Source organism: Bryobacter aggregatus MPL3, assembly GCF_000702445.1.
GTDB lineage: Bacteria > Acidobacteriota > Terriglobia > Bryobacterales > Bryobacteraceae > Bryobacter > Bryobacter aggregatus.
In genome coordinates, this window is the sequence record NZ_JNIF01000004.1 from 982,224 (window position 1) to 1,007,453 (window position 25,230).

25 protein-coding genes are annotated in these 25,230 nt (G+C 58.5%); 11 read left to right on the forward strand and 14 right to left on the reverse strand.

Translation table 11 applies throughout. The annotated features are described in order from the left end of the window. Positions 1 to 215 precede the first annotated feature (215 nt). Genes M017_RS0124000 through M017_RS0124030 form a run of 7 tightly spaced genes read left to right on the forward strand, consistent with a single transcriptional unit; the run spans position 216 to position 6,969 of the window. Positions 216 to 710, forward strand: a complete 495-nt coding sequence (locus M017_RS0124000) for a DinB family protein (protein ID WP_031500773.1) — start codon at positions 216 to 218, stop codon at positions 708 to 710. Next, positions 707 to 2,317, forward strand: a complete 1,611-nt coding sequence (locus tag M017_RS0124005; RefSeq protein ID WP_031500774.1) for a M28 family metallopeptidase — start codon at positions 707 to 709, stop codon at positions 2,315 to 2,317. Before M017_RS0124000 ends, M017_RS0124005 begins: the two co-directional genes overlap by 4 nt. A gap of 3 nt (positions 2,318 to 2,320) precedes the next feature. Continuing rightward, positions 2,321 to 3,103, forward strand: a complete 783-nt coding sequence (locus tag M017_RS0124010) for a 50S ribosomal protein L11 methyltransferase (RefSeq protein WP_031500775.1) — start codon at positions 2,321 to 2,323, stop codon at positions 3,101 to 3,103. Positions 3,104 to 3,155: 52 nt separating this feature from the next. Beyond that, entirely contained in the window at positions 3,156 to 4,853 is a 1,698-nt protein-coding gene (locus M017_RS0124015; RefSeq protein WP_238326031.1) for a sodium:solute symporter family protein, read from the forward strand. 6 nt (positions 4,854 to 4,859) lie between these two features. Then, complete coding sequence (locus M017_RS0124020; RefSeq protein ID WP_031500777.1) at positions 4,860 to 5,042, forward strand: hypothetical protein; 183 nt, start codon at positions 4,860 to 4,862, stop codon at positions 5,040 to 5,042. Beyond that, positions 5,039 to 6,037, forward strand: coding sequence for a galactokinase (gene galK / locus M017_RS0124025; RefSeq protein WP_051670811.1), 999 nt, complete (start codon positions 5,039 to 5,041; stop codon positions 6,035 to 6,037). Before M017_RS0124020 ends, galK begins: the two co-directional genes overlap by 4 nt. Then, positions 6,034 to 6,969, forward strand: a complete 936-nt coding sequence (locus tag M017_RS0124030) for a UDP-glucose--hexose-1-phosphate uridylyltransferase (protein ID WP_031500779.1) — start codon at positions 6,034 to 6,036, stop codon at positions 6,967 to 6,969. The genes galK and M017_RS0124030 overlap by 4 nt, the downstream gene beginning before the upstream one ends. Here M017_RS0124030 and M017_RS0124035 read toward each other — a convergent pair. Beyond that, positions 6,932 to 7,912: an exo-alpha-sialidase gene (locus tag M017_RS0124035; protein WP_155121598.1), complete on the reverse strand. Its 981-nt coding sequence runs from the start codon at positions 7,910 to 7,912 to the stop codon at positions 6,932 to 6,934. The two genes, M017_RS0124030 and M017_RS0124035, sit on opposite strands and share 38 nt — an antisense overlap. Before the next feature lie 15 nt (positions 7,913 to 7,927). On the opposite strand from M017_RS0124035, the gene M017_RS0124040 reads away from it, so the two are divergent. After that, positions 7,928 to 9,316, forward strand: coding sequence for a sulfatase family protein (locus tag M017_RS0124040; protein ID WP_202901719.1), 1,389 nt, complete (start codon positions 7,928 to 7,930; stop codon positions 9,314 to 9,316). On the opposite strand, the gene M017_RS28290 is transcribed toward M017_RS0124040, so the two are convergent. Genes M017_RS28290 through nth form a run of 9 tightly spaced genes read right to left on the reverse strand, consistent with a single transcriptional unit; the run spans position 9,246 to position 18,006 of the window. Beyond that, complete coding sequence (locus M017_RS28290) at positions 9,246 to 10,241, reverse strand: amidohydrolase family protein (RefSeq protein ID WP_031500782.1); 996 nt, start codon at positions 10,239 to 10,241, stop codon at positions 9,246 to 9,248. The two genes, M017_RS0124040 and M017_RS28290, sit on opposite strands and share 71 nt — an antisense overlap. Next, positions 10,238 to 11,335 carry a YCF48-related protein gene (locus tag M017_RS0124050; RefSeq protein WP_031500783.1) on the reverse strand — a complete coding sequence of 366 codons (1,098 nt, stop codon included), beginning with the start codon at positions 11,333 to 11,335 and terminating at the stop codon, positions 10,238 to 10,240. Before M017_RS0124050 ends, M017_RS28290 begins: the two co-directional genes overlap by 4 nt. Beyond that, positions 11,313 to 11,891: a GAF domain-containing protein gene (locus M017_RS0124055; protein ID WP_051670813.1), complete on the reverse strand. Its 579-nt coding sequence runs from the start codon at positions 11,889 to 11,891 to the stop codon at positions 11,313 to 11,315. The genes M017_RS0124050 and M017_RS0124055 overlap by 23 nt, the downstream gene beginning before the upstream one ends. Before the next feature lie 7 nt (positions 11,892 to 11,898). Then, positions 11,899 to 12,759 carry an RraA family protein gene (locus tag M017_RS0124060; RefSeq protein ID WP_051670814.1) on the reverse strand — a complete coding sequence of 287 codons (861 nt, stop codon included), beginning with the start codon at positions 12,757 to 12,759 and terminating at the stop codon, positions 11,899 to 11,901. An 8-nt stretch (positions 12,760 to 12,767) separates the two neighbouring features. Further along, entirely contained in the window at positions 12,768 to 13,934 is a 1,167-nt protein-coding gene (locus M017_RS0124065; RefSeq protein ID WP_031500787.1) for a phosphoglycerate kinase, read from the reverse strand. A 15-nt stretch (positions 13,935 to 13,949) separates the two neighbouring features. Then, complete coding sequence (locus M017_RS0124070; RefSeq protein ID WP_031500789.1) at positions 13,950 to 14,864, reverse strand: BadF/BadG/BcrA/BcrD ATPase family protein; 915 nt, start codon at positions 14,862 to 14,864, stop codon at positions 13,950 to 13,952. Beyond that, a complete protein-coding gene (locus M017_RS0124075; protein WP_031500790.1) occupies positions 14,839 to 16,866 on the reverse strand; it encodes an ArnT family glycosyltransferase in 2,028 nt (675 codons plus the stop codon). The genes M017_RS0124070 and M017_RS0124075 overlap by 26 nt, the downstream gene beginning before the upstream one ends. Further along, positions 16,863 to 17,333 carry a hypothetical protein gene (locus M017_RS0124080; protein WP_031500792.1) on the reverse strand — a complete coding sequence of 157 codons (471 nt, stop codon included), beginning with the start codon at positions 17,331 to 17,333 and terminating at the stop codon, positions 16,863 to 16,865. Before M017_RS0124080 ends, M017_RS0124075 begins: the two co-directional genes overlap by 4 nt. Continuing rightward, positions 17,326 to 18,006: an endonuclease III gene (nth, locus tag M017_RS0124085; RefSeq protein WP_031500793.1), complete on the reverse strand. Its 681-nt coding sequence runs from the start codon at positions 18,004 to 18,006 to the stop codon at positions 17,326 to 17,328. Before nth ends, M017_RS0124080 begins: the two co-directional genes overlap by 8 nt. 44 nt (positions 18,007 to 18,050) lie before the next feature. Here nth and M017_RS0124090 point away from each other — a divergent pair, with 44 nt between their 5' ends. Next, entirely contained in the window at positions 18,051 to 19,415 is a 1,365-nt protein-coding gene (locus M017_RS0124090; RefSeq protein WP_162180034.1) for a glycosyltransferase family 39 protein, read from the forward strand. On the opposite strand, the gene M017_RS0124095 is transcribed toward M017_RS0124090, so the two are convergent. Continuing rightward, positions 19,399 to 20,229, reverse strand: coding sequence for a hypothetical protein (locus M017_RS0124095; protein ID WP_080508133.1), 831 nt, complete (start codon positions 20,227 to 20,229; stop codon positions 19,399 to 19,401). The two genes, M017_RS0124090 and M017_RS0124095, sit on opposite strands and share 17 nt — an antisense overlap. 94 nt (positions 20,230 to 20,323) lie before the next feature. Between M017_RS0124095 and M017_RS0124105 the strand changes: the two genes are divergently transcribed. Further along, complete coding sequence (locus M017_RS0124105) at positions 20,324 to 20,947, forward strand: nucleotidyl transferase family protein (RefSeq protein ID WP_155121600.1); 624 nt, start codon at positions 20,324 to 20,326, stop codon at positions 20,945 to 20,947. Here M017_RS0124105 and M017_RS0124110 read toward each other — a convergent pair. Genes M017_RS0124110 through M017_RS0124120 form a run of 3 tightly spaced genes read right to left on the reverse strand, consistent with a single transcriptional unit; the run spans position 20,914 to position 24,544 of the window. Continuing rightward, complete coding sequence (locus tag M017_RS0124110; RefSeq protein WP_035958814.1) at positions 20,914 to 23,139, reverse strand: AsmA family protein; 2,226 nt, start codon at positions 23,137 to 23,139, stop codon at positions 20,914 to 20,916. The two genes, M017_RS0124105 and M017_RS0124110, sit on opposite strands and share 34 nt — an antisense overlap. Then, positions 23,136 to 23,711, reverse strand: coding sequence for a nucleotidyltransferase family protein (locus M017_RS27120; RefSeq protein WP_031500801.1), 576 nt, complete (start codon positions 23,709 to 23,711; stop codon positions 23,136 to 23,138). Before M017_RS27120 ends, M017_RS0124110 begins: the two co-directional genes overlap by 4 nt. Beyond that, a complete protein-coding gene (locus M017_RS0124120) occupies positions 23,708 to 24,544 on the reverse strand; it encodes an XdhC family protein (RefSeq protein ID WP_031500802.1) in 837 nt (278 codons plus the stop codon). Before M017_RS0124120 ends, M017_RS27120 begins: the two co-directional genes overlap by 4 nt. Before the next feature lie 35 nt (positions 24,545 to 24,579). Between M017_RS0124120 and M017_RS0124125 the strand changes: the two genes are divergently transcribed. Further along, the gene (locus M017_RS0124125) at positions 24,580 to 25,227 is read left to right on the forward strand and encodes an HAD family hydrolase (protein ID WP_051670815.1); all 648 of its coding nucleotides are present in this window, start codon (positions 24,580 to 24,582) and stop codon (positions 25,225 to 25,227) included. Positions 25,228 to 25,230: the final 3 nt, after the last annotated feature.

The window sequence follows — 25,230 nt, forward strand, 5'->3', positions numbered from 1 at the left end:
TTGTAGCGCCGTTCATATAATGGGTTTGGCTATGGATCAGGACGCAGCAGCGCGCGAGACGTTACGAGAAGGCGTCGAACCGGACGGAGATCAGCACCCGATGCTGTTTTGTCCGGTGTGCAGTGTCAGGCTGGAGCAGCGCAAATGCAAGTTGTTCTGCACGCGTTGCGGCTACTATATGTCCTGCTCCGATTATTACTGAGGATGAACTGTACATGAGCGAAGTAGCGGAATTGCTGGAACGTTTTCGGCGCGGTGGAGAATTACTCGCCTCTCTCACCACGGGCGCGGCCGGGGCTGAGTTAGACTTCCAGGCGAATGCGGATCTATGGAGTGTCCGGCAGATCGTCTGCCACCTGATGGATACCGAACTGGTTGCTCATGGGCGTCTCAGCGCTCTGATCGCCGAAGAAAACCCCACCCTTGTCGCCTTCGACGGCGCCGCCTGGACCGCAAATCTGAATTACCGCCAGCGTAAGTTTTCCGGCGCCGTGGAGCTCTACCGGCGCATGATTGCCGAAAATTATGATCTGCTGAAGGAACAGCCGGAATCTGTCTGGAGCCGCCAAGGCACCCATACTGAAACCGGCCCCATCACCTTATTGCAGTTTTTCCGTGAGCACATCCAGCATGCTGAGGATCATCTCATGGAAGTTCGTGAAATCCGGCAAAAATACAAAGCGTCCAAACAAACAGGAGCGGGTGCATGAAACTACGCCAGATGGCGGCCATCGCGACGGTTGGCGCCACTCTCATTGCCGCGGAACGCAGCACGGACATCAACTATGCCCAGGAAGGCAAACGCTGGTGGTCGCACGTCGAGGTGCTGGCCAAGGACGAGATGAAGGGCCGCAATGTCGGGAGCCCCGGCTTCCGCGCCGCGGCGAAGTATGTCGCCGCCGAGTTTGAAAAGGCCGGTCTTGCTCCGGGTGCCTCCAAAAGCAGCTACACCCAGAAAGTGCCGTTTCTGGAACGCACGATTGATGAATCGAAATCTTCGTTGACCCTTACCCGCGATGGCAAGGCGGAGTTGCTCCAGTTAGGAGAAGACGCCAATATTGGAATCCGCAGCGCGCCCGCGGCCAGCGTCGAGGCGGAAATGGTCTTTGTGGGTTATGGCACCAAAGTCCCAGAAAACAATTACGACGATTTCAAGGGAGTGGACCTCAAGGGCAAGATCGCCGTTTTCATCTCCGGACAACCAGAAGGCATTCCGGGCCCTCTCGCGAGCCATTACCAGAGCGCCTCAGAGCGGGCGCGCTTTCTTGCCGAAGCTGGTGCGATCGGATCGGCCACAATCGCGAATCCACGCAATAGCGACATTCCCTGGTCCCGCGCGACTCTGGCCCGGCTGATGCCTTCGATGTCGATCGATGAGCCCGGCACAGGCACGGACCGGCTGAAGGTCTCGCTCACCATCAACGCGGCACACGCCGACAAGTTTTTTGCGGGCTCCGGACACAGCATCGACGAGTTGTTTGCTCTGGCAAACCAACGGCAAGCTTTGCCGCACTTTCCTCTCCAAGGGAAGCTCACGGTGAAGGCCGCCTACACCCAGCGGAAGATTGAGGGTGAAAATACGATTGGTATCCGCTATGGGACTGACCCTGCTCTTCGCAATGAGTTCATTGTCATCTCAGCCCATCTCGATCATCTCGGCGTCAACGACAAGATCAGCGGCGACCAGATCTATAACGGCGCGATGGACAACGCGAGCGGTGTCGCCAGCCTGATCGAAGCGGCCCGGCTCATCAAAGAAGCCAATCTCCCTCTCAAGCGCAGCATTGCCTTTATCGCGCTGACGGGCGAAGAGAAGGGATTGCTCGGCTCCTCCTGGTATGCGCAGCATCCGGTTTTCGGCCAGGAGAAGAAGGGGCGCGTGGTCGCCGATCTGAACATGGATATGTACCTTCCGCTCTTTCCGCTCAAGGCTCTGCTGATTTTGGGCGTGGACGAGTCGACCTTAGGCGATCTGGCGCGTAAAAGTGCGCAGGACGCAGGGATCGAAGTCTGGCCCGACCCGGCGCCGGAACGCAACACCTTTATCCGCAGTGACCAGTACAGCTTCATCCGAAATGGCATTCCCGCGTTGGCCTTCAAATTTGGCTATCGGAAAGGGACCCCCGAAGAGAAGCTAGTGCAGGCCTGGCTGCGCGATCGCTATCATTCACCTGCAGATGACCTCACGCAGCCGGTAGAGAAGGAAGCCGCTGCGCAATACAATCGCGTCCTCAGCTCCATCATCACGGCGGCAGCCAACGCTCCAGAAACGCCCAAGTGGAAGGATGCGAGCTTCTTTCAGAGATTCGCAAAGTAATCAGTGCCCAATTTTTATATTCTGCTCCCCTGTAGTGAAGAGGAAAAAGACATCCTCATTTCCGACCTCTTCGATGCGGGTACAACCGGCATTGCGGAGCTGGATGAACCAGAGGGCCGCTACACGCTGAAGGCCAGCTTCGATACGCGGGAAGCCGCGAGCGGCTTTGGCGTCGAAGTCTTTGAAGACGCCACCGATTGGGTCACCATCAGTCATCTCGTCTGGAAGAGCCGGCTGGTGGGGGAACGATTTTACTTCGCTCCTTCCTGGAGCGATGAAGCGACGCCCGAAGGGCGCTGGCGCATTGACTACCAGGACGGCGCAGCCTGCGGGAGCGGCGAACATCCGTCCACCCGCCATGCTCTGGAGGCAATCGAGAAATACCTGCAGCCCGGCATGCGCCTGCTCGATCTTGGCTGCGGTGCAGGCATCCTCTCCCGTGGGGCTCGCCTGCTGGGAGCCGGTCTGGTGGTGGGTGTCGATGTTGAGGACGATAGCTGCCACCTTACGCGCCAGCTCAGCGGAGTTCCGGTGGTACAAGGCATGGCGGACTGTATCGCGAGCGAGAGCTTCGACATCGTTGCGGCAAACATCAGCGCGGCTGTGCTGGTGAACTTTGCGGACGAGATTCTGCGCATCGTGAAGCCAGATGGCGTCGTGGTTCTGGCTGGATTCGGCGTCGAAGAAGCGGACCGCGTCAAGCAGATCTACGGCCTGCCGCTGCTTGGCGAGCGAAGTGAAGGGGAGTGGAGTTCGCTCGTTTTTCGTATGCCTGCCATGGGCTAGACAAACTTTTCTTGACACACCCGGCTATCCCCGATAACTTAGGCCCTTACCCGTGTCCCTCCCACAGATTGAACTTCATTGGATCGACTACGCGATCCTGCTCACCTACTTTGCGTTCGTGCTTGGCATCGGCTTCCAATTGCGGCGCCAGATGCAGTCGAGCGAAGATTACTTGCTTTCGGGGCGTTCGATTCCGGCCTGGATCGCCGGCCTTGCCTTTCTCTCCGCCAATCTTGGCGCTCAGGAACTGATGGGAATGGCGGCCTCAGGTGCCAAGTATGGCATCGCCACCAGCCACTTCTATTGGGTGGGCGCGGTGCCCGCTATGCTCTTTGTCGGCGTCTTTATGATGCCGTTCTATTACGGTTCGCGAGCGCGCTCGGTCCCGGAGTATCTGAAGCTCCGTTTTGATGAGAAAACCCGGGCCTTTAACGCCATTACCTTCGCCATTATGACGGTGATGTCTTCCGGCATTTCTCTTTACGCCATGGGTCTGCTGCTTGCGTCCCTGCTCGGCTGGAACTTCGACGCGAGCATCGCCCTGGCTGCCGTAATTGTCCTTGTCTACATCTTCTTAGGTGGTTTGACCTCAGCGATTTACAACGAAGTTCTCCAGTTTTTCCTGATTTGTGCGGGCTTCTTGCCGCTGGTGATTGTGGGCCTTCATAACGTGGGGGGCTGGCACGGGCTCACCACCCAACTGGAGCGTGTCGCTGTTTCGAAAGGCTATGTCCCTGGCGCGTATACCGAGGCCTGGGCGCAGATGTCGAACCCTTCGGCAAACCCGATGGGCATTGAATGGTTCGGCATGGCGATGGGGCTTGGCTTCGTTTTGAGTTTTGGCTATTGGTGTACGGACTTTCTCGTCGTACAGCGCGCGATGGCCGCTGATTCCATGGCCGCCGCCCGAAAGACTCCGCTCATTGCTGCCGTGCCGAAGATGATCTTTCCTTTTCTGGTCATTCTGCCCGGCATGATCGCCCTTGCGATTTCGAACCAGACCAACGGCGCCTTCCATTTGCCAGTCAAGCCGGACGGCACGTTGAACTACGACATGACGATTCCGCTGATGCTCCAGAACTTCTTCCCTGCCGGGATGCTCGGCCTTGGGCTCACTGCCTTGATGGCGAGCTTTATGTCGGGCATGGCGGGCAATGTCACGGCCTTCAACACCGTCTGGACTTATGACATCTACCAGGCCTACATCCGCCCCGGCCGCTCCGACGCGCACTATCTGAAGATCGGGAAACTGGCGACTGTCTTTGGCATCCTCGCTTCGGTCGCTGCCGCCTATGCGGCTGTGAAGTTCAATAACATCATGGATCTGCTGCAGTTGATCTTCGCCTTTGTCAACGCGCCGCTCTTTGCCACTTTCCTGCTGGGCATGTTCTGGTCGCGCACGAGTGCGAATGGCGCCTTCTTCGGTCTTGTTTCCGGGACTCTGGCTGCTGCGCTGCACCATGGCCTCACACTGCCGGTGGCGAGTGTGCCGGGGATCAAGGGGGGCTGGCTCGGTATGGTCGCTACTTATCCGAGCGAGATGGCACAGAACTTCTATACCGCCATCTGGGCCTGGACGGCGTGCTTTGTCGTCACGATTCTGGTCAGCCTGGTCACCAGTCCGAAGCCTGTCAGTGAATTGAAGGGCCTCGTCTACGCGCACACGGAGATACCCGCGGATCGCAGTCCGAAGCTGCTCGCCTGCGGGATTCTCGCCGTTCTGGTTGTACTGAACATCATCTTCTGGTAAACAACAATGGATCTCAGACTCATCATTGGCCGTCTCTTCCTCGCCCTGGGGGCGCTTCTCGTGCTGGCGGCCTTCACCATCGATGCCGGGTCGAAGCCGCAGCTGTTTGGCGGCAACATCAACCTCGTCTGGGGAATCGTAATGTTAGCGATTGGTGTTGTCTTTACCATCGCGAGCCGTAAAACATGACCACTACTTTCCGCGCGCCTGGACGCGTCAATCTGATTGGGGAACACACCGATTACAACGAAGGCTTTGTCCTCCCGGCGGCCATCGGTTTTCACACCACCGTTACAGTCACTCCTTCCCAAAAACTAGAACTCTATACTGCGAGCAACGCACCCGAAGGCTGGGAAATCTATGTCCTGGGGGTCTACGAACAACTCCTCAAGCATGGGATTGAAGTTCCGCCGGCACGTCTCGATTTCAGCAGCACGCTACCGATGGGAGCCGGCCTTTCGAGTTCTGCCGCTCTCGAAGTCTCCAGCGCCCTGGCCTTTCTGAGCCTGGCCGAAACACGTCTGCAACGCATGAACATCGCCCGGCTCTGCCAGCTTGCCGAGATCGAAAATGTTGGCCTGCGCTGCGGCATTATGGACCAGTTCATCTCTCTGCATGGCCAGGCAGACCACGCGGTTCTGCTCGATTGCCGCAACTTCGATTTCAAAGCGGTGCCCATCCCGGAGGGCATTGTCTTTGTGATCGCAAACACGATGATCAAGCACCAGCTGGCCGATGGAGAGTACAACCTGCGCCGTGAGGAATGCGAAATCGCCGCAACCGATCTCGGCGTCAGTAGTTTGCGCGATGCGACGTCCTGGGGCGACAACAAACGGGCGCGTCACATCGTTACGGAGAATCAGCGGGTTCTGAGCTTTGTCGAAGCGCTGGAATCCGGAGATCTGGCATCGCTCGGCGAACTGATGGCTTCCTCACACGCGAGTCTGCGCGGCGACTTTGAGGTCTCTTGTCCGGAGCTCGACATCATGGTGGAAGAGGCGCAGACTTGTCCTGGGCTGATCGGAGCCCGGATGACGGGCGGCGGCTTTGGCGGCTCGACCATCAACCTGGTTCATGCCGATCAGGCCGAAGCGTTCCGTGCCGAACTCGCCCGCCGCTACTATGCGAAAACCGGCATCAATCCGAGCCTGTTGATCACTCGTGCCGCGGATAGTGCCTCGTGAATCTGCCGCATCGCCGCTGGAACCCGCTCAATGGGGAGTGGGTTCTTGTCTCTCCCCACCGCGCGCTGCGTCCCTGGCAAGGCCAGGTGGATGCAGCGCAGGAGGCTGCGGCGCTGGCTTATGATCCCAGCTGCTATCTCTGTCCGGGCAACGAGCGGGCGGCAGGCAAACACAATCCGAATTACGAAGGCACCTATGTCTTCGAGAATGACTTCCCCGCTCTGCTGACGCACCAAACGAACCCAATTCAGATGGGTCTGCTGCGATCGGAACCAGCCTGTGGCATCTGCCGCGTCCTCTGCTATTCGCCGCACCACTCGATTCGCCCTTCCACCGGAATCGTCGACGCCTGGTGTGAGCAGTCGGCCGAGCTCTTTGCGCATCCCGATATCCAGTCCGTACAGATCTTCGAGAATCGCGGCGCCATGATGGGGGCCTCGAACCCACATCCACATGGACAGATCTGGGCCACCAGCTTCATTCCTCCCGAACTCGTGAAAGAGACCAACACACGCGTTCTTGGGGACTACTGGAAGCAGGAATGGCAACTGGCCGAGCGGCTGGTCTGTTCGAACGAGCACTGGGTGGTTGTTGTTCCCTATTGGGCGATTTGGCCCTTTGAAACGCTAGTCATTCCTCGGCGTGCCGTCGGCCGCCTCACGGATCTTGAGGATGTGGAACGCGAGACGCTGAGTGAGATTCTCGAGCGGCTGACTGCTCGCTACGACAAGCTCTTCGACACCAGCTTCCCCTACACCATGGGCTGGCACCAGCGGCCGAATGGCGTTGCCGATTTCTATCTGCACGCCCACTACTACCCGCCGTTGCTGCGTTCGGCAACGATTCGCAAGTTCATGGTGGGCTTCGAGATGCTGGCCATGCCGCAGCGCGACATCACGCCCGAATCGGCGGCTCAGCTGTTGCGAAGCTGAGCTGTCCTTCGTTCTCCCAACCCAGCAGCACTCCCCCATCCGGACGCGCCACCATGCTGACAAAGGCGCCCTCGCCGACTTGCTTCTTCTGTTGGTCAGGGCTGCGTACGACGATGGATTTTCCTTCGGCCCAGGCAACCCAAAGTCCTTCTTTGCCGCGGACAATCACCGGCTGCTTGCCGCTGCCGAGCAACTCCTCATCGCTACCGGGCCGCGAGAGAAACACCTGCGTATCGCGACGCCAAACGGTCACCAGTTTCCCGTCGCCGTCGCGCACCATGCCGCCACCGTCCATCGGACAGGCGTTAATCTTCCAGCTTCCGCTGCCCAACTTGACGGGCTTACTGCCCCATTCCATCGTGTACATATCGCGCATGCCGCCGAGGGCGTTGCGAAACATCACCGTTGCTTTGCCGGCTGTATCGACGAGCAGGCTGGGATGGCAACACTGGCAGATGGTACCGTCGGGCGAGGCATAAAGTTCGAGGTTCGGGCTCCAACTCTTGCCGCCATCGGAACTGATGGAGCCATAGAGCTTCATTCCTTCAGTACGAAGATCGAGCCAAGCCGCATAAATCTTGCCCCCGCCTGCGGCCATCGCGTGCAGACCTTCGCGAGCCGAATTCGCCACATCGTTGACTCTCACCACCGACCCTTCCCGCCAGGCCCAGAGATCGCCATTTGCGATTCCACTCACCACGCCGTTCGCATAGCGCGGGCCACGGCGCATGCCGAGCATCAGTTTGCCTTTGCCGGAGTACACCGCGCGGTCGACCCAGCTCTTGCCAAGGTCATCGGAACTCTTCAAAATCGCATCGAGGCCATTGCCATAAGTGAGCCAGATCCGCCTTCCTTCGGCGCTGAGTTGAAGCTGCCGCCCACTCAGTTGCTGTCCCAGCAGAGGGAGCGCGCCAAGAGCAAGAAAACCACGTCGATGCATCATGCTCATAATATTGACATGCCTTTGATCTCCCGGCGAGGCCTGCTCGCCAGCCTCATGCCGCAGCCGCAGACCCAGCCGAACATTCTGTTCATCATGTCCGACGATCATGCCGCTCACGCCATCTCTGCTTACGGCAGCAAGATCAACTCCACGCCGAACATCGACCGGCTGGCGAAGGAAGGCGTTCGCTTCGACAACTGTTTCTGCACCAATTCCATCTGCACGCCATCCCGGGCCGCGATTCTAACCGGCCAGTACAGCCACATCAATGGCGTCAACACGCTCGATGACTCGATCGACATCAAGCGCCCCACAATTGCCACCCATCTCCAGAGCTTTGGCTACCAGACGGCGATGATCGGCAAATGGCATCTGGGCACCCAGCCGCAAGGCTTCGACCATTGGCGCATCCTGCCGGGACAAGGTGTCTATTACGACCCGTTCTTCCTCGAGAAGACGGGCCGCAAGCAATACCAGGGTTATTGCACGGACATCATCACTGATTTTGCGATCGACTTCTTGAAAGAACGCGATGCGAGCAAACCCTTCTTCCTGATGTGCCACCACAAGGCCCCTCATCGTCCCTGGGACCCTGGCCCGAAGTACAAAAATCTCTTCGATGACAAGGACATTCCGGAACCATCAAACCTCTATCAGCCCGTTGGCCGTGGCCTCAAAATGCGTGTTGGCGAAGACACCACCGAGCGCGACCTGAAAATGAAGCCGCCCGAAGGTCTCACCGGAGACGCACTCCGCAAGTGGGCCTACCAGCGCTATATGAAGGATTATCTGCGCTGTGTGCAGTCCGTGGACGATTCAGTCGGCCGCATCCTCGATCATTTAGACGCGAACAATCTGCGTGAAAACACCATCGTGATCTACACCTCAGACCAGGGCTTCTTCCTCGGCGATCATGGCATGTTCGACAAGCGGCTGATGTATGAGGAGTCCTTGCGGATGCCTTTCCTGGCTCGCTACCCGAAGGAGATCAAGGCCGGCACGAGGAACAGCGATATCTCACTGAACATCGACTTTGCGCCCACCTTCCTCGATTACGCGGGCATGGGCCGCGACCCGAAGATGCAGGGGGAAAGCTTCCGTCAGAATCTGCAAGGCAGAACCCCGCCCACTTGGCGGCAATCGATGTATTACCGCTACTGGATGCACGATGACCGGGACCACCATGTTCCCGGTCACTATGGCGTGCGCACGAAGACCCACAAGCTGATCCGCTACCAGACGACGGAGCCCGAGTATGAGCTCTTCGACATGAAGAAGGATCCGCATGAGATGACAAACCTTGCCTCGAAGCAGCCTGCTTTAGTAGCCACGCTCAAGCGGGAGATAACTCGCCTGCAGCATAAGTACGGCGATAAACCTTACGAACTAAGTTCGAGCCAATAACGGCGGGCAGGTCCCGGTAATCGCCGGTCTCGAGGATCAGAAAATTGGCATCCTTGCCGGGCGCCAGTGAACCCAATCGATGATCGAGCCGCAGCGCGGCGGCAGCATGCAGAGTTGCCGCCCGAATCGCTTCCTCGCAAGTCATGCCCATCTCCCGACAGGCCAGGTGCATCACCATTTGCATGGAGAAGCTTGGCGAGTCGCCTGGGTTGCTGTCGGTGCCCAGAGCAACCTTGACGCCGGCATCGATCAGTTGTCGCGCCGGCGCAAAGCGCCCGGCACGCGTGTAGTAAGCCATGGCTGGCAACAGCACGGCAAGGGTGCTGGTTTGGGCGAGGGTTGCCACATCGCGTTTGGTTGCGTGGAGCAGATGCTCCACACTGACCGCTCCGGCCTCCAGCGCCATCTCCAGTCCGCGATCGAGCACATGCACCTTCACCGGAGTTTTTGTGGCCAGCAAGCGCTCCGCCGTCATCCCTTCGGCCAGGGCATCGACAAAGTGTGGCTGTCTCCATAGGGTCCAATCGGGCGGCGCCATCTCAGTGCGAATCACATCATGGGGCATCGCATCAAGACACTTTTCGGGAGATCCATAACAGGTCTTGATCTCGACGGTTGTGGTCCCGAAGGCAAGCATCATCGCGATCTGGCGCTCGATTGAAGCACGGAGCTCTTCCGGCTGGGCTGCCGCCACAGCGCGGCAACGATCCTCGAAGCTGCCGTGCATCTGTCCCATGTTGGCGAGATGCGTGTGGCAATCGACAAAGCCTGGCATCACGACGCGGCGCTCGGCGTCGACATCAGCCCGGGGCGCCGAGGCCATCGAGCCAAAGCGGATGACGACACCCTGGTCCACTTCGAGAAAAGCATTGTGGAGCGGCTCCGTTTCGAGCGTGAGTAGCGTTCCGATGTTCGCGATGATCATCGCAAGGACAGAATGGTTGCTTGATCGAGAGCTGCGAATACTTTGCCGGACGGCGTTGCCGAGAGATACACGCGCTGCGCCGCAGCACGGTAATCGACGGCAAGGTCTGTCCAATTCACATAATCCTTCGAATGCAGGATCCGTACCTTCGTAGGGACAGGCAGATTGCCCAGCCGCTCCGTACAGGCAAGATAGACCCCATCGCCTGGCAGATAGAGGATGTCGTGAACGTCTGCATCCTTGACACGCAAGAGCTTCTCGCCCTTTCGTTTGCTGGTGGGATAGAAGGAGTACACTTCCCCACCGTAGGAGAAGGACTTCTCATACTTCACCAGCATAAAACCAGTGCCATCGCTTCCAACCACGCTGCGATGGATCTGGCCGAAGGTGGATGCGTCCTGAGCGCTCCAAGAGAGGCCGCCGTCCCCAGTTTCCAGGCTCACCATGAGCTTTGGCGTTACACGCCTGCCCACCCGCTCTGGCTCCATCCATCCCGGTAAGCGCTCCGGAGTGGTCGTCTCGGAGCTTCCCATGACAATGCCGACTTTGTTGTTCCAGAAGGCAATCAGACGGTAGGCCAGGTTCTCGCTATTGCCCTTGGCCTGCGCTCCTTCGGGCACATGGCGCCAAGTCTTGCCGCCATCCGAGCTGCGCATGAAGGTCTTTTTCTCACCGATGAGAAAACCGTTCTCAGCATCCAGGAAGTGAAGCTTGCGCGCTTCCTTCTTTTTCGAGAGCTTGCGCCAATCGCGGCCGGCTTCCGCGCTGAACCAGATCTCGCCCTTGTCGCTGACCGCCCATAGCAAAGAGTCGTCCAACACAAAGAGGGATTCAGGAATGAACTTTAACTCCGACTGTGTCCAGGTGTTTCCACCATCGTCAGTCGCCAGTTGAATGCCCTTGAAGCCGGAACCGCGATGGCTGAGTCCACCGAGAGCCCAACCGCGGCGATCCGATCCAAAAGCGAAGTCCACCAGCAACAGAACCGAATCCGGCGCCACATAGTGGAAAACTCTCGCAAACTTTGGACCGGCTGCAAAGACGGGCAAAGCCGCAAACAGGGCGCGGCGGCTAAGATGCAGCGGCTGCGACAAGGGCACCCACTTCCTCGGAAGTCACACCACTCTCCAGCCGGGCCAGACTCAACAGCACGCCCACTTGTTCGCCAACCGTAGTCAGGGTTTCCATTTCCTCGCCTGTGAAGACATGCGGTTTGCGATGTTGCACGTTGATGACACCCACTACCTTATTGCGTGCAATGATCGGTGCGGATAGGAAGGCCTCATACTGATCTTCCGGCAATTCGGCAAAGCCCTTAAATCTAGGATCTGTAAAGGCCTCTTTGCTGATGGCAACCAGCCGACGCTCGCGGGCCACCCAGCCCGTAAGACCTTCGTCCAGACGCAAACGCAAATTGCCGAGAGTTCCCGGCGAGGGGTTGTTCGAAGAACACAAGAGCAGGTCGCCCTTGTCCAGCAAGTACAGCAGACAAGAGTCCCCACGCATGAATTCCAATACCAACGCGTTAATACCAGCCAGCACTTGCTTCAGGTTCAAGTCCTTGACCATGAAGCGGCTGATCTTCTGAAAAACACGCAGTTGTTGCTGCGCGAGATCCAGTTGTCGTTCCAGCTCTTTTACCTTGGACACTTCTCTATTATCGCAGGCGCTTCTTCTTATAGTCTTCGTATTCTTTCTTCAGCGCCGGGTCCTTGGGAGTGGGGTAAAGGTCGGTCGATTTGTAGTGGCCTTTCGAGAACTTATCTTTCGTCCATTCGTCGTGAATGTGAGTTTCTTCGGCGGTTTGCAGAATCTTTTCGATCAGATGTGGCGGCACGAAGTAAACACCGGTACGGTCGCCGAACACAATGTCGCCCGGCATCACGACCGCATTGCCGATCCGCACTGGCACGTTGTAGCCGGTGAGCATGATGTCGCGCACCGCGGACGGATGGACGCCGCGATAGTAGATATTCATCTGCATCGGGAAGATGCCTTCGAGATCGCGAATCGCTCCATCCACCACAAAGCCATTGCCGGTGGCGCTATGGATGGCGGCTGCCAGATTGTCGCCCACGAGTGTGCCGCCTTCGATCTTGGAGAAGAGGTCGGCCACCAGCACATCGCCGGGCTGCAATTGATCGATCACGCGCTGGTGCTCGCTCTTTGCCCAACCACGATCGCTCGCGCCCTTGTCTTCCACTTCCATGATGTCTTCGCGGGCCGGCATGAACTGCGCCGTCACCGCGCGGCCAATCAGCTTCATGCCGGAGTGCAGTTGCTGGAAGTCTCCGGCATAAGTATTCTGATAGCCTGAGCTATTCAGGATCTTCCAGATCTCTTCGACCGACAGGCCCTTCATCTTCTCGAGAACTGCGTCAGGCACCTTGGGGCGCCCATCTGCAAATCGTTCATACGGATTCTTCGCGGTGTACTGAATCATCTGGTCTTTGCTAAACAGATGCACTTGCGCACTCGCAGAAAACGCGAGCAAGAAGACGAGGGCCAGCCGGGACATGAGTTCTCCTATTTGCCTGAGAGGGCAGCTACGCCAGGCAGTTCGAGACCACTGAGGAACTCGAGGCTGGCGCCACCGCCTGTGGACACGTGAGAAACTCTATCACTGATCCCCGCAGTCTTGACAGCCTTTTCGCTATCGCCACCGCCCACCACGCTGATCGCACCCTTGTCGGTTGCTTCTGCCACCGCATTGGCAACAGCCATCGTGCCCTTGTCAAAGGGAGGCATTTCAAACACGCCCATCGGTCCGTTCCAGATGATGGTACGCGCGGCAGAGATCGTTGCGACATAGGCTTCGATCGTCTTCGGGCCGATGTCGAGCGCCATCTGGCCATCAGGAATCTGGTCTACCGTGGCGTAGCCTGCATCAGCCTTGAATTCCGGGCTGACGGCGTGGTCCACTGGCAGCATCAACTTATCGCCGGAGGTGGCAAGCAACTCCTTTGCCAAGTCGAGCTTATCTTCCTCCACCAGACTCTTGCCGATCGGCAGGCCCTGGCTCTTGAGGAAGGTGTAGGCCATTGCGCCACCGATCAGAAGCTTGTCAGTCACCTTGAGCAGGTTCTGGATCACTTCGATCTTGTCGCTCACCTTGGCGCCGCCAATGATGGCAACCGAAGGATGTTCGGGGTTGGCCGTAACGCGCGTGAGGTAGTCGAGTTCCTTGTCCATCAGCAGGCCCGCCGCGGCCTGGGGGACAAACTGGATGATGCCCACGGTTGAGGCATGGGCACGATGCGCGGCGCCAAAGGCGTCGTTGATGTATACGTCGATTCCTTCAGCGAGTTGCTTTGAGAAGGCCGCGTCGTTGGCTTCTTCTTCGGCGTGGAAACGCAGGTTCTCGAGCAGCAGCACAGAGCCGGGAGCGGGCTTCGTGACGCCGATGCAGTCCTTGGCCATTTCGACCGGCTTCTTCAGAATTTCGCTGAGGCGGACGGCAATCGGGGCCAAGCTCATCTCTGCGTTCGGCTTGCCCTTGGGCCGGCCCAGATGGCTGGCGAGAACGACGGCAGCGCCTTGCTCGAGAGCGTATTCGATGGTGGGGACGGAGGCGCGGATGCGCTTGTCCGATGTGATCTCTTTACCGCCGTTGGTGAGCGGAACGTTGAAGTCAACGCGAATGAAAACTGTCTTGCCCTTGAGGTCAAGATCGCGAATGGATAGCTTTGCCATGTATCGTATTCAATTTTACTTCTCTGCCTTTGGCAGATGAGCCGTGAGGACCGGATTGCCTGCCATTCGCCATGCTTCGATGAGTGCGCCCGAGGCTGGACCATACAGCGGGTCCTGTGTATTCTCGACCAGCATCTCGAAGCGGGCCCGCAGAATTTCGCTGTTGTAGACATTGCCCACCGGGCAGACCACTGGCTTTTCATCCGGCGCAAACAGCGTGCTGCGGACGCTCGAAGCAAAGCCCGCCAGCGCTTGCGCGGCCCGGTTGAGGATGCCAATGGCGATCGGGTCGCCTTCGCGCGCCGCTTGATCGACAAGCTTTGAATAGGAGGCGATCAAGGGACGCGGAAAATCGCTCGTATAGAGGCGATGCACGAGATCGTTTGCGTCTTCGGAGTGCGTCATCGCCAGCAGCTTCTCGCGCAGCGAAGTGGCCGGTCCCCAGCCCTCTTCCATGCGCAGACTGGCGCGCACCGCCTCTCTTGTGATGTCGAAGCCACCGCCTTCATCGCCGAAGATGTAGCCCCAGCCTCCGGCCCGCCTCAATTCCCCGCGGGCATTCCGGCCATAGGCGATGGAGCCCGTTCCGCCGACAACGATGATGCCGGGTTCTCCTCCCGTCGCGCCAGTCAGCGCAATCAGGCCATCGTTGGTGACGGAATACTGCTCGGCGGCGATCATCTGGCGCACTAGCGCTTCCTTGTCCTTGGGCCCACCGCTGAAACCCAGGCAAGCGGCGCGAAAACGAAGCCGGGCGTGGCTCCCCAGACAACCGAGAATCGCATTCTCGAACTTGGCCCGGCCATCGCCGGTTTTGACATGGTTGCAGGGGCCGCCTTTGCCAATGTGCAGGATGTGGCCGTTCTCGTCTGCGATGATGGCCGTCGTGCTCGATTGGCCGCCGTCAACGCCCAGGAAGTATTGAGTCATTCCAACGATAGAGTCTCACGCTTCCCCGTTCGGCGACGAGCGTGATCTGCCAGAGCGCCGCATTGTCGATCATGTCCTGCGCGTTGAAGTCGCGCTGATCGATCGCAACGTAGTGAATCCCCTGGCTCTGCATATAACGGCGGGCTTCCGCGCGAAAATCGGCTGCATGTGGAGTCATCTCCCGCGTGCAACCTTTCAACTCGACCTCCCACTGGTCACCGCTGCCCCAAACGTTGTAAGGCCCGGCGCCGCTGAGCTGGCAGAAGTCAGCAGCCTTCACTGGTCCCCAGGAGCGCCAGCGGCTGAGCCAATTGCCATCACGCAGCAAACCTGCATCCCAGGGCATGCGATTGCAGTACGCGCTTTCCGGCCGCGGCTCGATCTCGATGATGCTCCAGGTGTTTGTCGTGTCCTTTGCGATCTCAATTTTGGATGTCGGGCAGTGGTACAGGAATCGCGGCTGGTAGGCTTCGTAGCTGGGAGCAACCATCGCGTGCTGCATCTTCAGGCCGATCGTACTTTGGTAGCCCACGATCAGGTTGCGTGAGCAGTAGCTGTCGGAGACCGGAGAGTGCAGGTAGACACTCTGGCCCACGGGAACAAAGGTTTCAATCATCCGTGCCGCCACATAGCCTGGGCTCTTTCGCACCAGGAACCCCTCTTCGGTCTCGATGCGAAGCGCCGCACGCCATGGCGCCTTCTCCAGCCGCCAGCAATAAGGCGAAGTGAAGAGAGACATCACACTGGGCCAGGCGAGAATCGCCGCAGCCAGGACAGAAACAGGCGCAAGGCGTGGAAAGGTCTCATATAGCGCGAGCGCCAGCAGCGGCATGGCAGGAATCAGAAAGCGCGTGCCGAGATTGAGCGGATAAAGCAGCAGCACACAGGCGGCGGCAAAGAGATAGCGGCGCACTTTGGCTTGGCGGACACCAAGCAGCGCCGCGACAAACAGAATGGCGACCGGCCCCAGGGTTCCACTCAGCTGTGGGCCACCCAGAAACACTTCCTTCGCCCAAGCGAGCGGCCCACTCAGGTCGTAATGGCGAAAGTAGCTGCGATAGTCGTTCTCGAAATCGACATTGAACCAGGGGTTGGCAAACCAGGCATTGAAGAAGGGGGCGAGCGGATTGCCCGACCAAAGCCAATTCTTCACCAGCCAGGGCAGCGCACAAATTGATGCGAGCAACCAGCGCGGCCAGGCACGCCAACTGGGCAATAAGAAAAGCAGCGCTACCACACCGGTGTACTTGATCGAGAAGGCAAAGCCTGCGAGCAGCGCCGCCGTGCTCACCCAGGCCAATTGATTCGTCTGCCGCCAGCGCTCCATCGCGAGCGCACAGCCCAGTACCACCACCGCCAGCGCAACATCGTTATAGGCGCTGATGCCATCGATGCCCACCACCGGCATCAGAAACACAACCAGGCCTGCCAGCCAGCCACGCAGTCCGGCATGGGCCGCTAAGAGGAGCGGCAGGAGCAGCAGGAAACTGAAGTGCACCAGAGCCGCTGCCGAATGCCGTCCGATCGAATAGGCAAACAGAAACAGCATCTCCAGACCTTGCGAGAGGTAGGCGTACATGTTGGTCGCAAACCAAACGAAGCCATGTTCGCGATAGTAACGGGCCACCAGGCCGAGGTGATAGCTCATGCCGTCTGGCGAGATCTCAGGGGCCATGGCGTGGCTGAGATAGAACAGGACATAGGCAAGAAACGGAATCGCCGACCAGTGCCAGAGCGGCTTCGGCAGTTGCGGCAGATGCCGATACAGACTGAGGCAGGCGAGCACCGCCACGCCGTAGATCACACCCTTGCGGATCAGCCCCAGGGAGGCGAGCGTAAACATCGTCAGGCTGAGTCCGGCGGCGCCAAGCAGGAAGCGATAGCACAGGTCTTCCCATCCTTCTACTTCAAGCTGCAGTGCCCGCTTCACCCAGGTTCCCATCGCGACACAGCTCGCGACCGTGAGTATCCAACCAAGAAGCAGATAGAAAACAGCGCTCATCGGCGAATGAAGCCGGCACGGATCAGGCCGACCCCAGCCTCACTCTCGATCTCGACCAGTGTGGCGGTGCCAGGAACAAAATTCGCCGGATCGGCTGGCGCTTCAAAATGATGGACAACGCCAGGCGCCGCACTCTCGCGGCCCACTTCGAGCGCATTCCATTTGATCCGCACGACCTGAGCGACGGGCGAAACGTAATCGATGCTCAGAGTCTGATTCGACGGGTCCAGCACTTGGAAGCGAAGCGCGGCAAAAGGAGCTGTCTTGCGCTTCTCTCCATCGAAGGCGGCGGGATTGATGCCCCAGGCGAAGTGGGCAGGAACGGCACCGTCCTTCATTTCGATAAACGCTTTCAGTCCGCGTGGATCCGGGCCCGTGTCGGCCTGGCGTGCGCGCTCGGGAGCAAATTGATTCGGAAAATTCACACATCCGGTCAGGCAGAGACTGAACAACAAAAGGCTACGCATTCTTGTCCTCGGCATAGCAGAGTGGGTTGAGCGGACAATCAAAACACTGGGGCTTGCGGGCCTTGCAATGGCCACGGCCATGGTGGATGAGTTGATGGCTGAAGCTGATCCAACGTTCCTGCGGAAGAATCGCCACCAGATCGCGCTCAATTTTGACGGGGTCGGTGTTGCGCGTGAGATCGAGACGCTGGGAGATCCGCGAAACATGGGTGTCCACCACCACGCCTGTGGCCATTCCAAATGCAGTTCCAAGAACCACATTGGCTGTCTTGCGCGCTGCCCCGGGGACGGTGAGCAGTGCGTCGATATCCTGCGGAATCTCGCCCCCATACACGCTGAGGATGCGACGGGCCGCGCCAATGATGTTCTTCGCTTTGTTGTTGTAAAAGCCGGTCGAATAGATGTCTCTGCCCAGTTCTTCTGCCGAGGCAGCCGCAAAATCTTCCATCGTCGGATACTTCGCAAACAGATCGGGCGTGACCTTGTTCACTCGCTCATCGGTACATTGGGCGGAGAGAATTGTTGCCACCAGGAGTTCCCACGGATTGGTGTGGTGCAGGGCGCAAGTCACATTCGGGTACATCTCATCCAAGGTGGCGAGAATCGCGTCCAGCCGAATTTGTCTTTCCGCTTTGCTGCGGGGGCGTTTCGGCCGGACCAACGAAGTGCTCATGCGAAACTAGCAGAATAACATCGGCCTTCTATCCGCGATTGCTTTTGGGACTCTGTTGCGTCTGGTTGCTCGGTTTGCCGGGCGACTGGCTACTTGACGACTTCTCTCTGCTTGACGCTACATTCCCCGCACTCTCCCGTCCTCGCCCTCTCACTTATCTCAGTTTTTGGCTGAATCTGAAAGCTTTTGGCGCGACACCCTGGGCTTTCCGGCTCACGAATATCCTGCTGCATGCCGTCGGCGTACAACTCTGCTACCGGGCCTTGCGGCGGCTGATCGGGGACCAGCGCGCCTTCCTTGCTGCCGCTGCCTTTGCCATCAGCCCGATCCAGGCCGACGCGGTTCTCTACATCTTTGGGCGGCCGATTGTCCTGATGGGCGTTTTCCTCTGGCTTGCACTGGAACGTTGGGTGGACGGCCGGCATTGGATCAGTTTTGGAGCCTTCTTGCTTGCCCTGACTGCCAAGGAGGAGGCCGTGGCCTTCCCGGTTTTTCTTCTTGCTCTGCGCTACTGCGGACCCAAGCTGCCGGGCGACCTGCGGGCCGTCAGCGCGATGCTGGTCTGCGGTGTGGGGACGGCCCTCACCACCGCTCTGCTGGCCGCAAAGCTGCAAGGCTCGGGTGCGGGAGCGCAATCCGGTGTGAATGCGCTTTCCTACTTCGCGACACAGCCGAAAGTGATCGCCATCTATCTCCAACAGTTGTTGCTGCCCAGCTTCCTGGGCTTCACCTGGCAACCGTCGTTGTGGCCCCCTGCGGGAGCCTTACTCTGGTTGCTTCCCCTCATGGGGATTTGGATGGCGCGAGCAAAATCCTGGATCCTCTGGCCCATCGGAGCCTTGCTCTTCTTACTCCCCACCTCGAGCATTCTCCCGATTGCCGATGTCGCGGCATTCCGGCGTATGTACCTGCCCACAGCCTTTCTGTTTGCGGCCCTGCCGGTGCTCCAGCATCAACTTGTCGCTGCCTGGATCCTGATTCTCACCGGCGTGACGGGATACCGCGCTCATACGCTATTCGCACATCCGGAACAACTCTGGTTGGCAACTTTTGAACAGCAACCCGGTGACTCGCGTGCTCTGCTGCAAGCCTGCCGCTATCTGCCACCCGATCAGGCGCTCTTGACCCTTGAACAGCACCGCGAATTCTCAAGCCAAAGCGACTACCAGACTGAACTCGGCCGCGTCTATCTTGATCTCAAACGGCCGGTGGACGCACTCCGAGCCTTTGGCAAGGCGCTTGGCGCAGAGCCTGGAAAAGCTTCTAATCTTTACAACCGCGGAGTCGCACTTCTCGCGATCGGACAACGCGATGCCGCGAAGGCCGACTTTGAACGGACCCTCCAGATTGACCCCGCGCACCGCCCGGCACGCGAGGCCCTGGAACAGCTTGCTACTCGGAAGGATTGAGTTCGACAACAGGTACCAGAAACTGCCAGTCCGGCATGTCGATGAACTTCCGCTTCTGGCTAAAGTCCGTGACAATGATCTCTTTCACGCCGTAGGCGGGCAGATTCGAGATCTGAAACTTGAAGGTGCAGGCCGGTGTATCGGCCTCAGCGCCCTTGGCCAACAGTTTCACCGTACCGCCCACATTCGCCATATCGGCAGCCCCGTGATTGACTGCGATGAACTCGACTTTCATCTTTTTGGCCGACTCGGAGATGCGGAAACCACCGAGTTCAAGATAGCGCTTGTAGGGACTTTCTCCGTCTCCCTTCTTTGCTACAACTGCGGATTTCGCAGCAGGATTTCTGTTGTGCCGGACAATCGAAATGATCCCCCAGACGACAAGGCCAATCGCGGCAAACGCTAAGAGAAATGCCAGCCACTGGGGAATGCCAGCTTTGTTGTCATCCGCGCCGACATAGTAAACCTGCTTCGAAGGCGGCAGCGGCGGAGGAGCAATCGGGTCGGGCTTCGGCGCTTCAAAGGCTGGAGCAGCGGGCGGCACAGGTACATATTGCGGCGGTACGGGCTGCGGTTGGTAATGCGGCGGTGGAACCGATTGCTGGTGTGGCGGATACTGCTGGGGTGGATATTGCTGCTGCGGATATCCCTGCGGAGGATAGGGGGCCTGTGGATAAGGCGGAGGCGCGTATTGGGGCTGCTGGGGAGGAGGAGGGGCGGCCGCTGGCTTGGAAGCCGCTTCAGCACAGAAAGGGCACTCGGAATAAGAAGGGCCAACTTCTCTTCCGCATTTCGGGCAGATCCAGGTGAACATTGGTTGTTATCTCAGAGTGTATCGTTGTCGCGTACATTGCTAGGGACGTTTTGCTCCCTTCCTGTGTTGCGAGGAGTTGTATGCTCAGGACAGCATGCAGTTCTTGAGAGAGCCTCCTGCCGCTAGCCGCGAGATCGCAGTGTTCTGTGGGGCCTTCCACCCGCCGACCGTGGCGCATCTTGCCCTGAGCCAGGCTGCTCGCCAGCATGTCGACGCGATTGTCTGGGCCATGCCAGAAAGCTTCCCGCACAAGAGTTACGACACTGTGGGCCGTGCGGAGCGCTTGCAACTTGTCCTCAAGGCGACAACCGATGCCGTTGCAGTAACTCGCGAAAACCTGTTCTTTGCCGTTGCCCAAGAGCTTCGCGAGACAATTCCAGCAGCGAGGATTCATCTTCTGATTGGCGAAGACGGAGTCCGTCGTCTCTTTGAATGGGACTATGGCGAGGGCGAAGACTGGAAGGGGGAGTACCTGAAAACGCACTTGCAACACACGCCGCTGTTGAGCCTGCGGCGTCAGGATCAATGGGTCGTGCCGCTCGAGTACCAGGACTCCATACGTTGGCTGGAGACTGCGACGGCCCACCGGGAGGTGTCCTCGACGCAGGTCCGGGATCGCATTGCCTCCGGGCTGGATTGGGAGCATCTGGTTCCCCCGGCGATCATTCCCGAGGTGAGCCGGCTTTATGGCTCGTCAGGAAGATCCAACGGCCAATAAGGCGGAGTGAGATGAGCCGACTTCCGCTTGCCCTCGCCAAAGTCGAGAGTCAGTTGGCCTTGCCGGGCCACCAGCTTTGCGGTTTCGTGCGTGGAGCCTGTCAGGAGGACAGTTCCCTCCCCGTCCAGACTCTCCAGCCAGCCTTCACGCAAGCTAGTCGTCTGGAGTGTCCCATCAAAGCTTGCGCTTCCCTCGCCGGTAGGCCAGTTGCTAATCTGCCCATCGAATCGATATCGGGGGGCGGGCTGCCAAAGCTCAGCTTCCAAGCTGCCCTTCCACTGCAAGCTGCCTGGCGCATCGAAAAGCACAAAGGCCGCATGGGTGATGGTGCTCTTCAGTTTCACGCCGCGCCAATCAATCTGGAGGACGAGCGGTTGGAATGCGCCGCCCGCAAAATTCAGAGTCTTGAAGCGAAGCCGGCCGCTTAGATTGCGCGCCAGCAGCCAATCAGGTAACTTCGCCCGGCGGAAACGGATCTTCTCCAGCAACCCGGGAGGCGGACGATAGGCATCATGCAGCAGCGACTCCAGACCGCTCGTACTGGCTTCCTGGATCACCAGATCAAGTTCGCCAGGTTTCTTGCTGCCTGGAAAGTACTGGTAATTTCCTTCAAACTCGGTGCCGTCCCACTCTGCCCGCATCCGCTGGAGCGTCACATGGCTGGGATCGAACAGTACGGACGCCGATGAGATTTCGAGCGGGGCGGAAATTCCCTCCACATCGAGGGAAATATTTCGGACGCTCAGCCGGCCGCTCCAAACTCCTTCATCGGAATCCTCCGTCCGTTCATACTTGACGTTGCCCTGCCAACTCCCGCCGCGAGCGCTGGGGAGAAAGGGAAGATTCGAGGCACGCAAGAGCATGCCCAGGCCCTTGGTCAGCCCTTTGACACTCAGGAGCTGTGTTGCCACATTCACCCGGAGTGCGCCTGTCCGGGCGTTCCAATCGGCATCCATCGCGGCTGATTGCGACTGCCCCACTACGATCTCAGCGGGAGCCAGCCGCCAACGGGAGCCTTCGACAATGGCGCGGGCATCCCGAATCTCCAGGCTCGGCTGATCCGGAAGATCCAGCCGGGCATCCTCAAACCAGATCATCCCCTTGGCGGGAACTTCTTCCGGGCTAGGCCAGGAGTAACCCACTACCGCGCTGAACTGTCCCTTGGCGCTGATGCCCGCAGGCAGCTTGGCATTCGCCGCATGGCCAAATTCCAATAACTTTGCCGCATCGATCCGGCGTACGTCCAGCAGGAAGGCTCCCTTCGGCTTCTGGAAGAAATCACGAGCGCGGATTCGCGTCCGCAGTGAGGTGCCTCCCACCGTATCCAGGGCCAGATGCTGTCCCGGGAAGTCGATCGAGCCGGCGAGTGCGATCCGGTCGCTCTTGCCCGCAAAGGGCAGAAAGCTTTGAGGCTCGAGCCCTTCCAACTGCAGGGTTCCGTTGATGGACGCTCGAGTCCACGGCCCCTTGATGCGGCCCTTTGCGGCGAGTTTTCCCGCGAAATCGACCCCTCGCGCACCGAAGAAGAAATTAAACGCATGAAGCGCGCTTGGTTGGAGTTCGATATCAAGATCGAGCTCTGGTTCGCGCGGACCGGGAGCATGAATCTCGCCGCGGACCGCAACATTGCCGAAGCCCTGCGCGCCACGATCGGTACGTGCGGGCTCTGCAGACATGAAAATCGTGACGTCGCCCTGCGCACTGGGCGCGCTGATATCCACCAACGCATTCGTCAGGTAAAACGCGCTCTTCGCATCGCCCTGCTTGAAATTCAGACGGCCATTGCGGACCTCGATCTCCGGCGGACGCAGTCCTGGCTTGCCAAGACTCTGTACATTCCAGCCCGTCGCGCCGCGCATCAGATTGACACTTGGCTCCTTCAGGCGCAGGCGTGCTGCCGTGAGCTTTCCGGAGAGCAGCGCGCTCAGGCGAGGTTGCACTTCGAGTTCGGTGACATAGGCGAAGGGTTCAAGCGAGTAGTTGGGATCTTCATCGATGATGACCTTCTGGGCAATGAGTGCCGGGCTCGGAATCAAACGAAAATGCGTCTTGCCCTGAATTCGCACCCGCCGCGACAGCGCCGACTCAAGTGAGGACTCGAGATGGATCCGAATCGGTTCCGCGCTGACATAGGGCAGCGCCAGTGCAAAAGCCAAACCGAGCACCGCAACAATCCACCATTTCCTTCTCATGCCTGCGCGGCCCTCCACCAGGAGATCAGACGCTGATAGTCTTCCGGAGTGTCGCAATCCTCCGCGACAGCGCGATCATCCACATCAAAATACTGCGACGGAAACCCTGCGAGAATTTCTTTCGCATTCGATTCGAGACCGGCTTCGAGCAGCGCACGGATTGCGTCTGATCCGATCAAAACCGGGTGTCCACTTTGTCCTTGCCAACGCGGCTTGGCCACCATGGCTTTCGATTCGAACAACGGTTCGATGGTTTGCGGAAGTACTCCAGCAAAATCGACCGGGCTGAAGAGAATCCGGTCGCAATGGCTGGAATGCCGTAAACCGGTACGCAGACTGGAGAACATGCCCGCAGCGTAGTGAGCGTTGTGAAGCAGGAACGGCGCGAAATCCGGCAGGGCCTCTCTGAGTTCCCTGTCATGTGCACCTGTCACCACACAAATGGTGGTGCAGTGCTTTTGGAAGAGCGTCACGATTCTTTCCAGCATGGTGATTCCCCCCAGAGGCAGCAACGCCTTGGGTTGCCCCATCCGGGAGGAGGCGCCTCCAGCGAGGACAATGCCGCCAATCATTTGAGTACGGTCGCCGCGTCAGAGGTGGCGAAAATTCCTTTTGAAACCGTCCGCCACTTGGGGTCGGCGCCACGGCGCACCGCAATCATCTCCGCGGCGACACTCACTGCGATTTCTTCTGGTGTAATCGCACCGATTTCGAGGCCCATTGGGGCCTGGATGCGATCGAAGTTCTCGCGGCTGATGCCTTCCTTTTCGAACTCCCGCAAGACGGCAATGACCTTCCGGCGGGAACCAATCATCGCGATATAGCGGGCACTTGTCGTCACTGCCCAGCGCAGAATGCGCATATCGTCCCGATGGCCACGCGTGACAATGATCAGATAACTGGAGGAATTGATCGTAAGCTGCGGAAAGACCTCTTCGTACTCCTCGGCGATCACTTCGTCGGCTTCTGGAAAACGCTCCCGATTGGCAAAGCTTTCGCGATTATCTATCACCGTAACGCCAAAGCCGGCCATTGCCGAGACTTTCGCCAAGCTCTTCGAGATGTGTCCGGCGCCAAAGATCAGGGCCTGCGGCTGCGGGACGATCGCCTCCACGAAGACGTTAAGTTGCCCCCCACAGATTAAGCCGTTATCATACGCCGCATCCTGTCCCAGATTGAAGGCCAGGTGCTTGGGCTTTTCGGTTGCAATCACTTCCCGCGCAGCATTCCAGACTTCTGCTTCGACGCAGCCGCCGCCAATCGTACCGATAAAACTGCCATCTTCGCGGACCAGGATCTTCGCGCTCTCATAGCTCGGGATCGATCCGTTGACTTCAACGATCGTAGCGAGCGCACACTTTTGGCCTGCTTTGCGCAAGCGAACGATTTCGGCGAACAAATCCATGCCATTCTGATTTTAGCCCCTCCCATTAGAATCCAGTGAAACAACAAGCTTTGATCTTTGACATGGACGGCGTAATCGTTGACTCCATGCCCTTCCACACCCGTGCCTGGGACCTTTATCTGCGGAAACTTGGTCTCGATGCGACTCTGATGAATCAAAAGATGCACGGCAAGCATAATGATGAACTTTTAAGGGAGTTCCTGCCACCGGACACGACTCTGGCAGAAATCCAGCGGATGGGCGCCGAAAAAGAGGCGCTCTACCGGGAACTGATTGCTCCCCAGCTTGAGACTTCCCTTCTCCCCGGAATTCGCACCTTTCTTGATCGTTACCAGGCACTTCCGAAGGCGGTCGCCTCGAATGCAGAGGGCCCGAACGTCCAGTTTGTATTGCGCGAAGCAAAGCTGGCCCACCACTTTCGCTATGCGACCGATGGCGGGCAGGTAAAGCACGGGAAACCGCATCCAGAGATCTATCTCAAAACCGCCAGTCTATTGCAAATTGACCCTATCGACTGTATAGTCTTTGAAGATTCTCAGACAGGAATCGATGCGGCATTAGCCGCGGGCATGACCGTCATCGCCATTAATTCACACCGGGCGACTCTACATGGTCAGACCTTTGAAGCCGATCATTTTCTTGAACCCCAGCTTGTTGCATGGTTAGAACAGCAACTTACCTGACGA

Coding starts and splice junctions, on each gene's coding strand:
- M017_RS0124000 (WP_031500773.1), top strand. CDS start 216: ATGAGCGAAGTAGCGGAATTGCTGGAACGTTTTCGGCGCGGTGGAGAA.
- M017_RS0124005 (WP_031500774.1), top strand. CDS start 707: ATGAAACTACGCCAGATGGCGGCCATCGCGACGGTTGGCGCCACTCTC.
- M017_RS0124020 (WP_031500777.1), top strand. CDS start 4,860: ATGGATCTCAGACTCATCATTGGCCGTCTCTTCCTCGCCCTGGGGGCG.
- galK (WP_051670811.1), top strand. CDS start 5,039: ATGACCACTACTTTCCGCGCGCCTGGACGCGTCAATCTGATTGGGGAA.
- M017_RS0124035 (WP_155121598.1), bottom strand. CDS start 7,912: ATGATGCATCGACGTGGTTTTCTTGCTCTTGGCGCGCTCCCTCTGCTG.
- M017_RS0124040 (WP_202901719.1), top strand. CDS start 7,928: ATGCCTTTGATCTCCCGGCGAGGCCTGCTCGCCAGCCTCATGCCGCAG.
- M017_RS28290 (WP_031500782.1), bottom strand. CDS start 10,241: ATGATCATCGCGAACATCGGAACGCTACTCACGCTCGAAACGGAGCCG.
- M017_RS0124060 (WP_051670814.1), bottom strand. CDS start 12,759: ATGTCCCGGCTGGCCCTCGTCTTCTTGCTCGCGTTTTCTGCGAGTGCG.
- M017_RS0124065 (WP_031500787.1), bottom strand. CDS start 13,934: ATGGCAAAGCTATCCATTCGCGATCTTGACCTCAAGGGCAAGACAGTT.
- M017_RS0124070 (WP_031500789.1), bottom strand. CDS start 14,864: ATGACTCAATACTTCCTGGGCGTTGACGGCGGCCAATCGAGCACGACG.
- M017_RS0124075 (WP_031500790.1), bottom strand. CDS start 16,866: ATGAGCGCTGTTTTCTATCTGCTTCTTGGTTGGATACTCACGGTCGCG.
- M017_RS0124080 (WP_031500792.1), bottom strand. CDS start 17,333: ATGCGTAGCCTTTTGTTGTTCAGTCTCTGCCTGACCGGATGTGTGAAT.
- nth (WP_031500793.1), bottom strand. CDS start 18,006: ATGAGCACTTCGTTGGTCCGGCCGAAACGCCCCCGCAGCAAAGCGGAA.
- M017_RS0124095 (WP_080508133.1), bottom strand. CDS start 20,229: ATGTTCACCTGGATCTGCCCGAAATGCGGAAGAGAAGTTGGCCCTTCT.
- M017_RS0124105 (WP_155121600.1), top strand. CDS start 20,324: ATGCAGTTCTTGAGAGAGCCTCCTGCCGCTAGCCGCGAGATCGCAGTG.
- M017_RS0124110 (WP_035958814.1), bottom strand. CDS start 23,139: ATGAGAAGGAAATGGTGGATTGTTGCGGTGCTCGGTTTGGCTTTTGCA.
- M017_RS27120 (WP_031500801.1), bottom strand. CDS start 23,711: ATGATTGGCGGCATTGTCCTCGCTGGAGGCGCCTCCTCCCGGATGGGG.
- M017_RS0124120 (WP_031500802.1), bottom strand. CDS start 24,544: ATGGATTTGTTCGCCGAAATCGTTCGCTTGCGCAAAGCAGGCCAAAAG.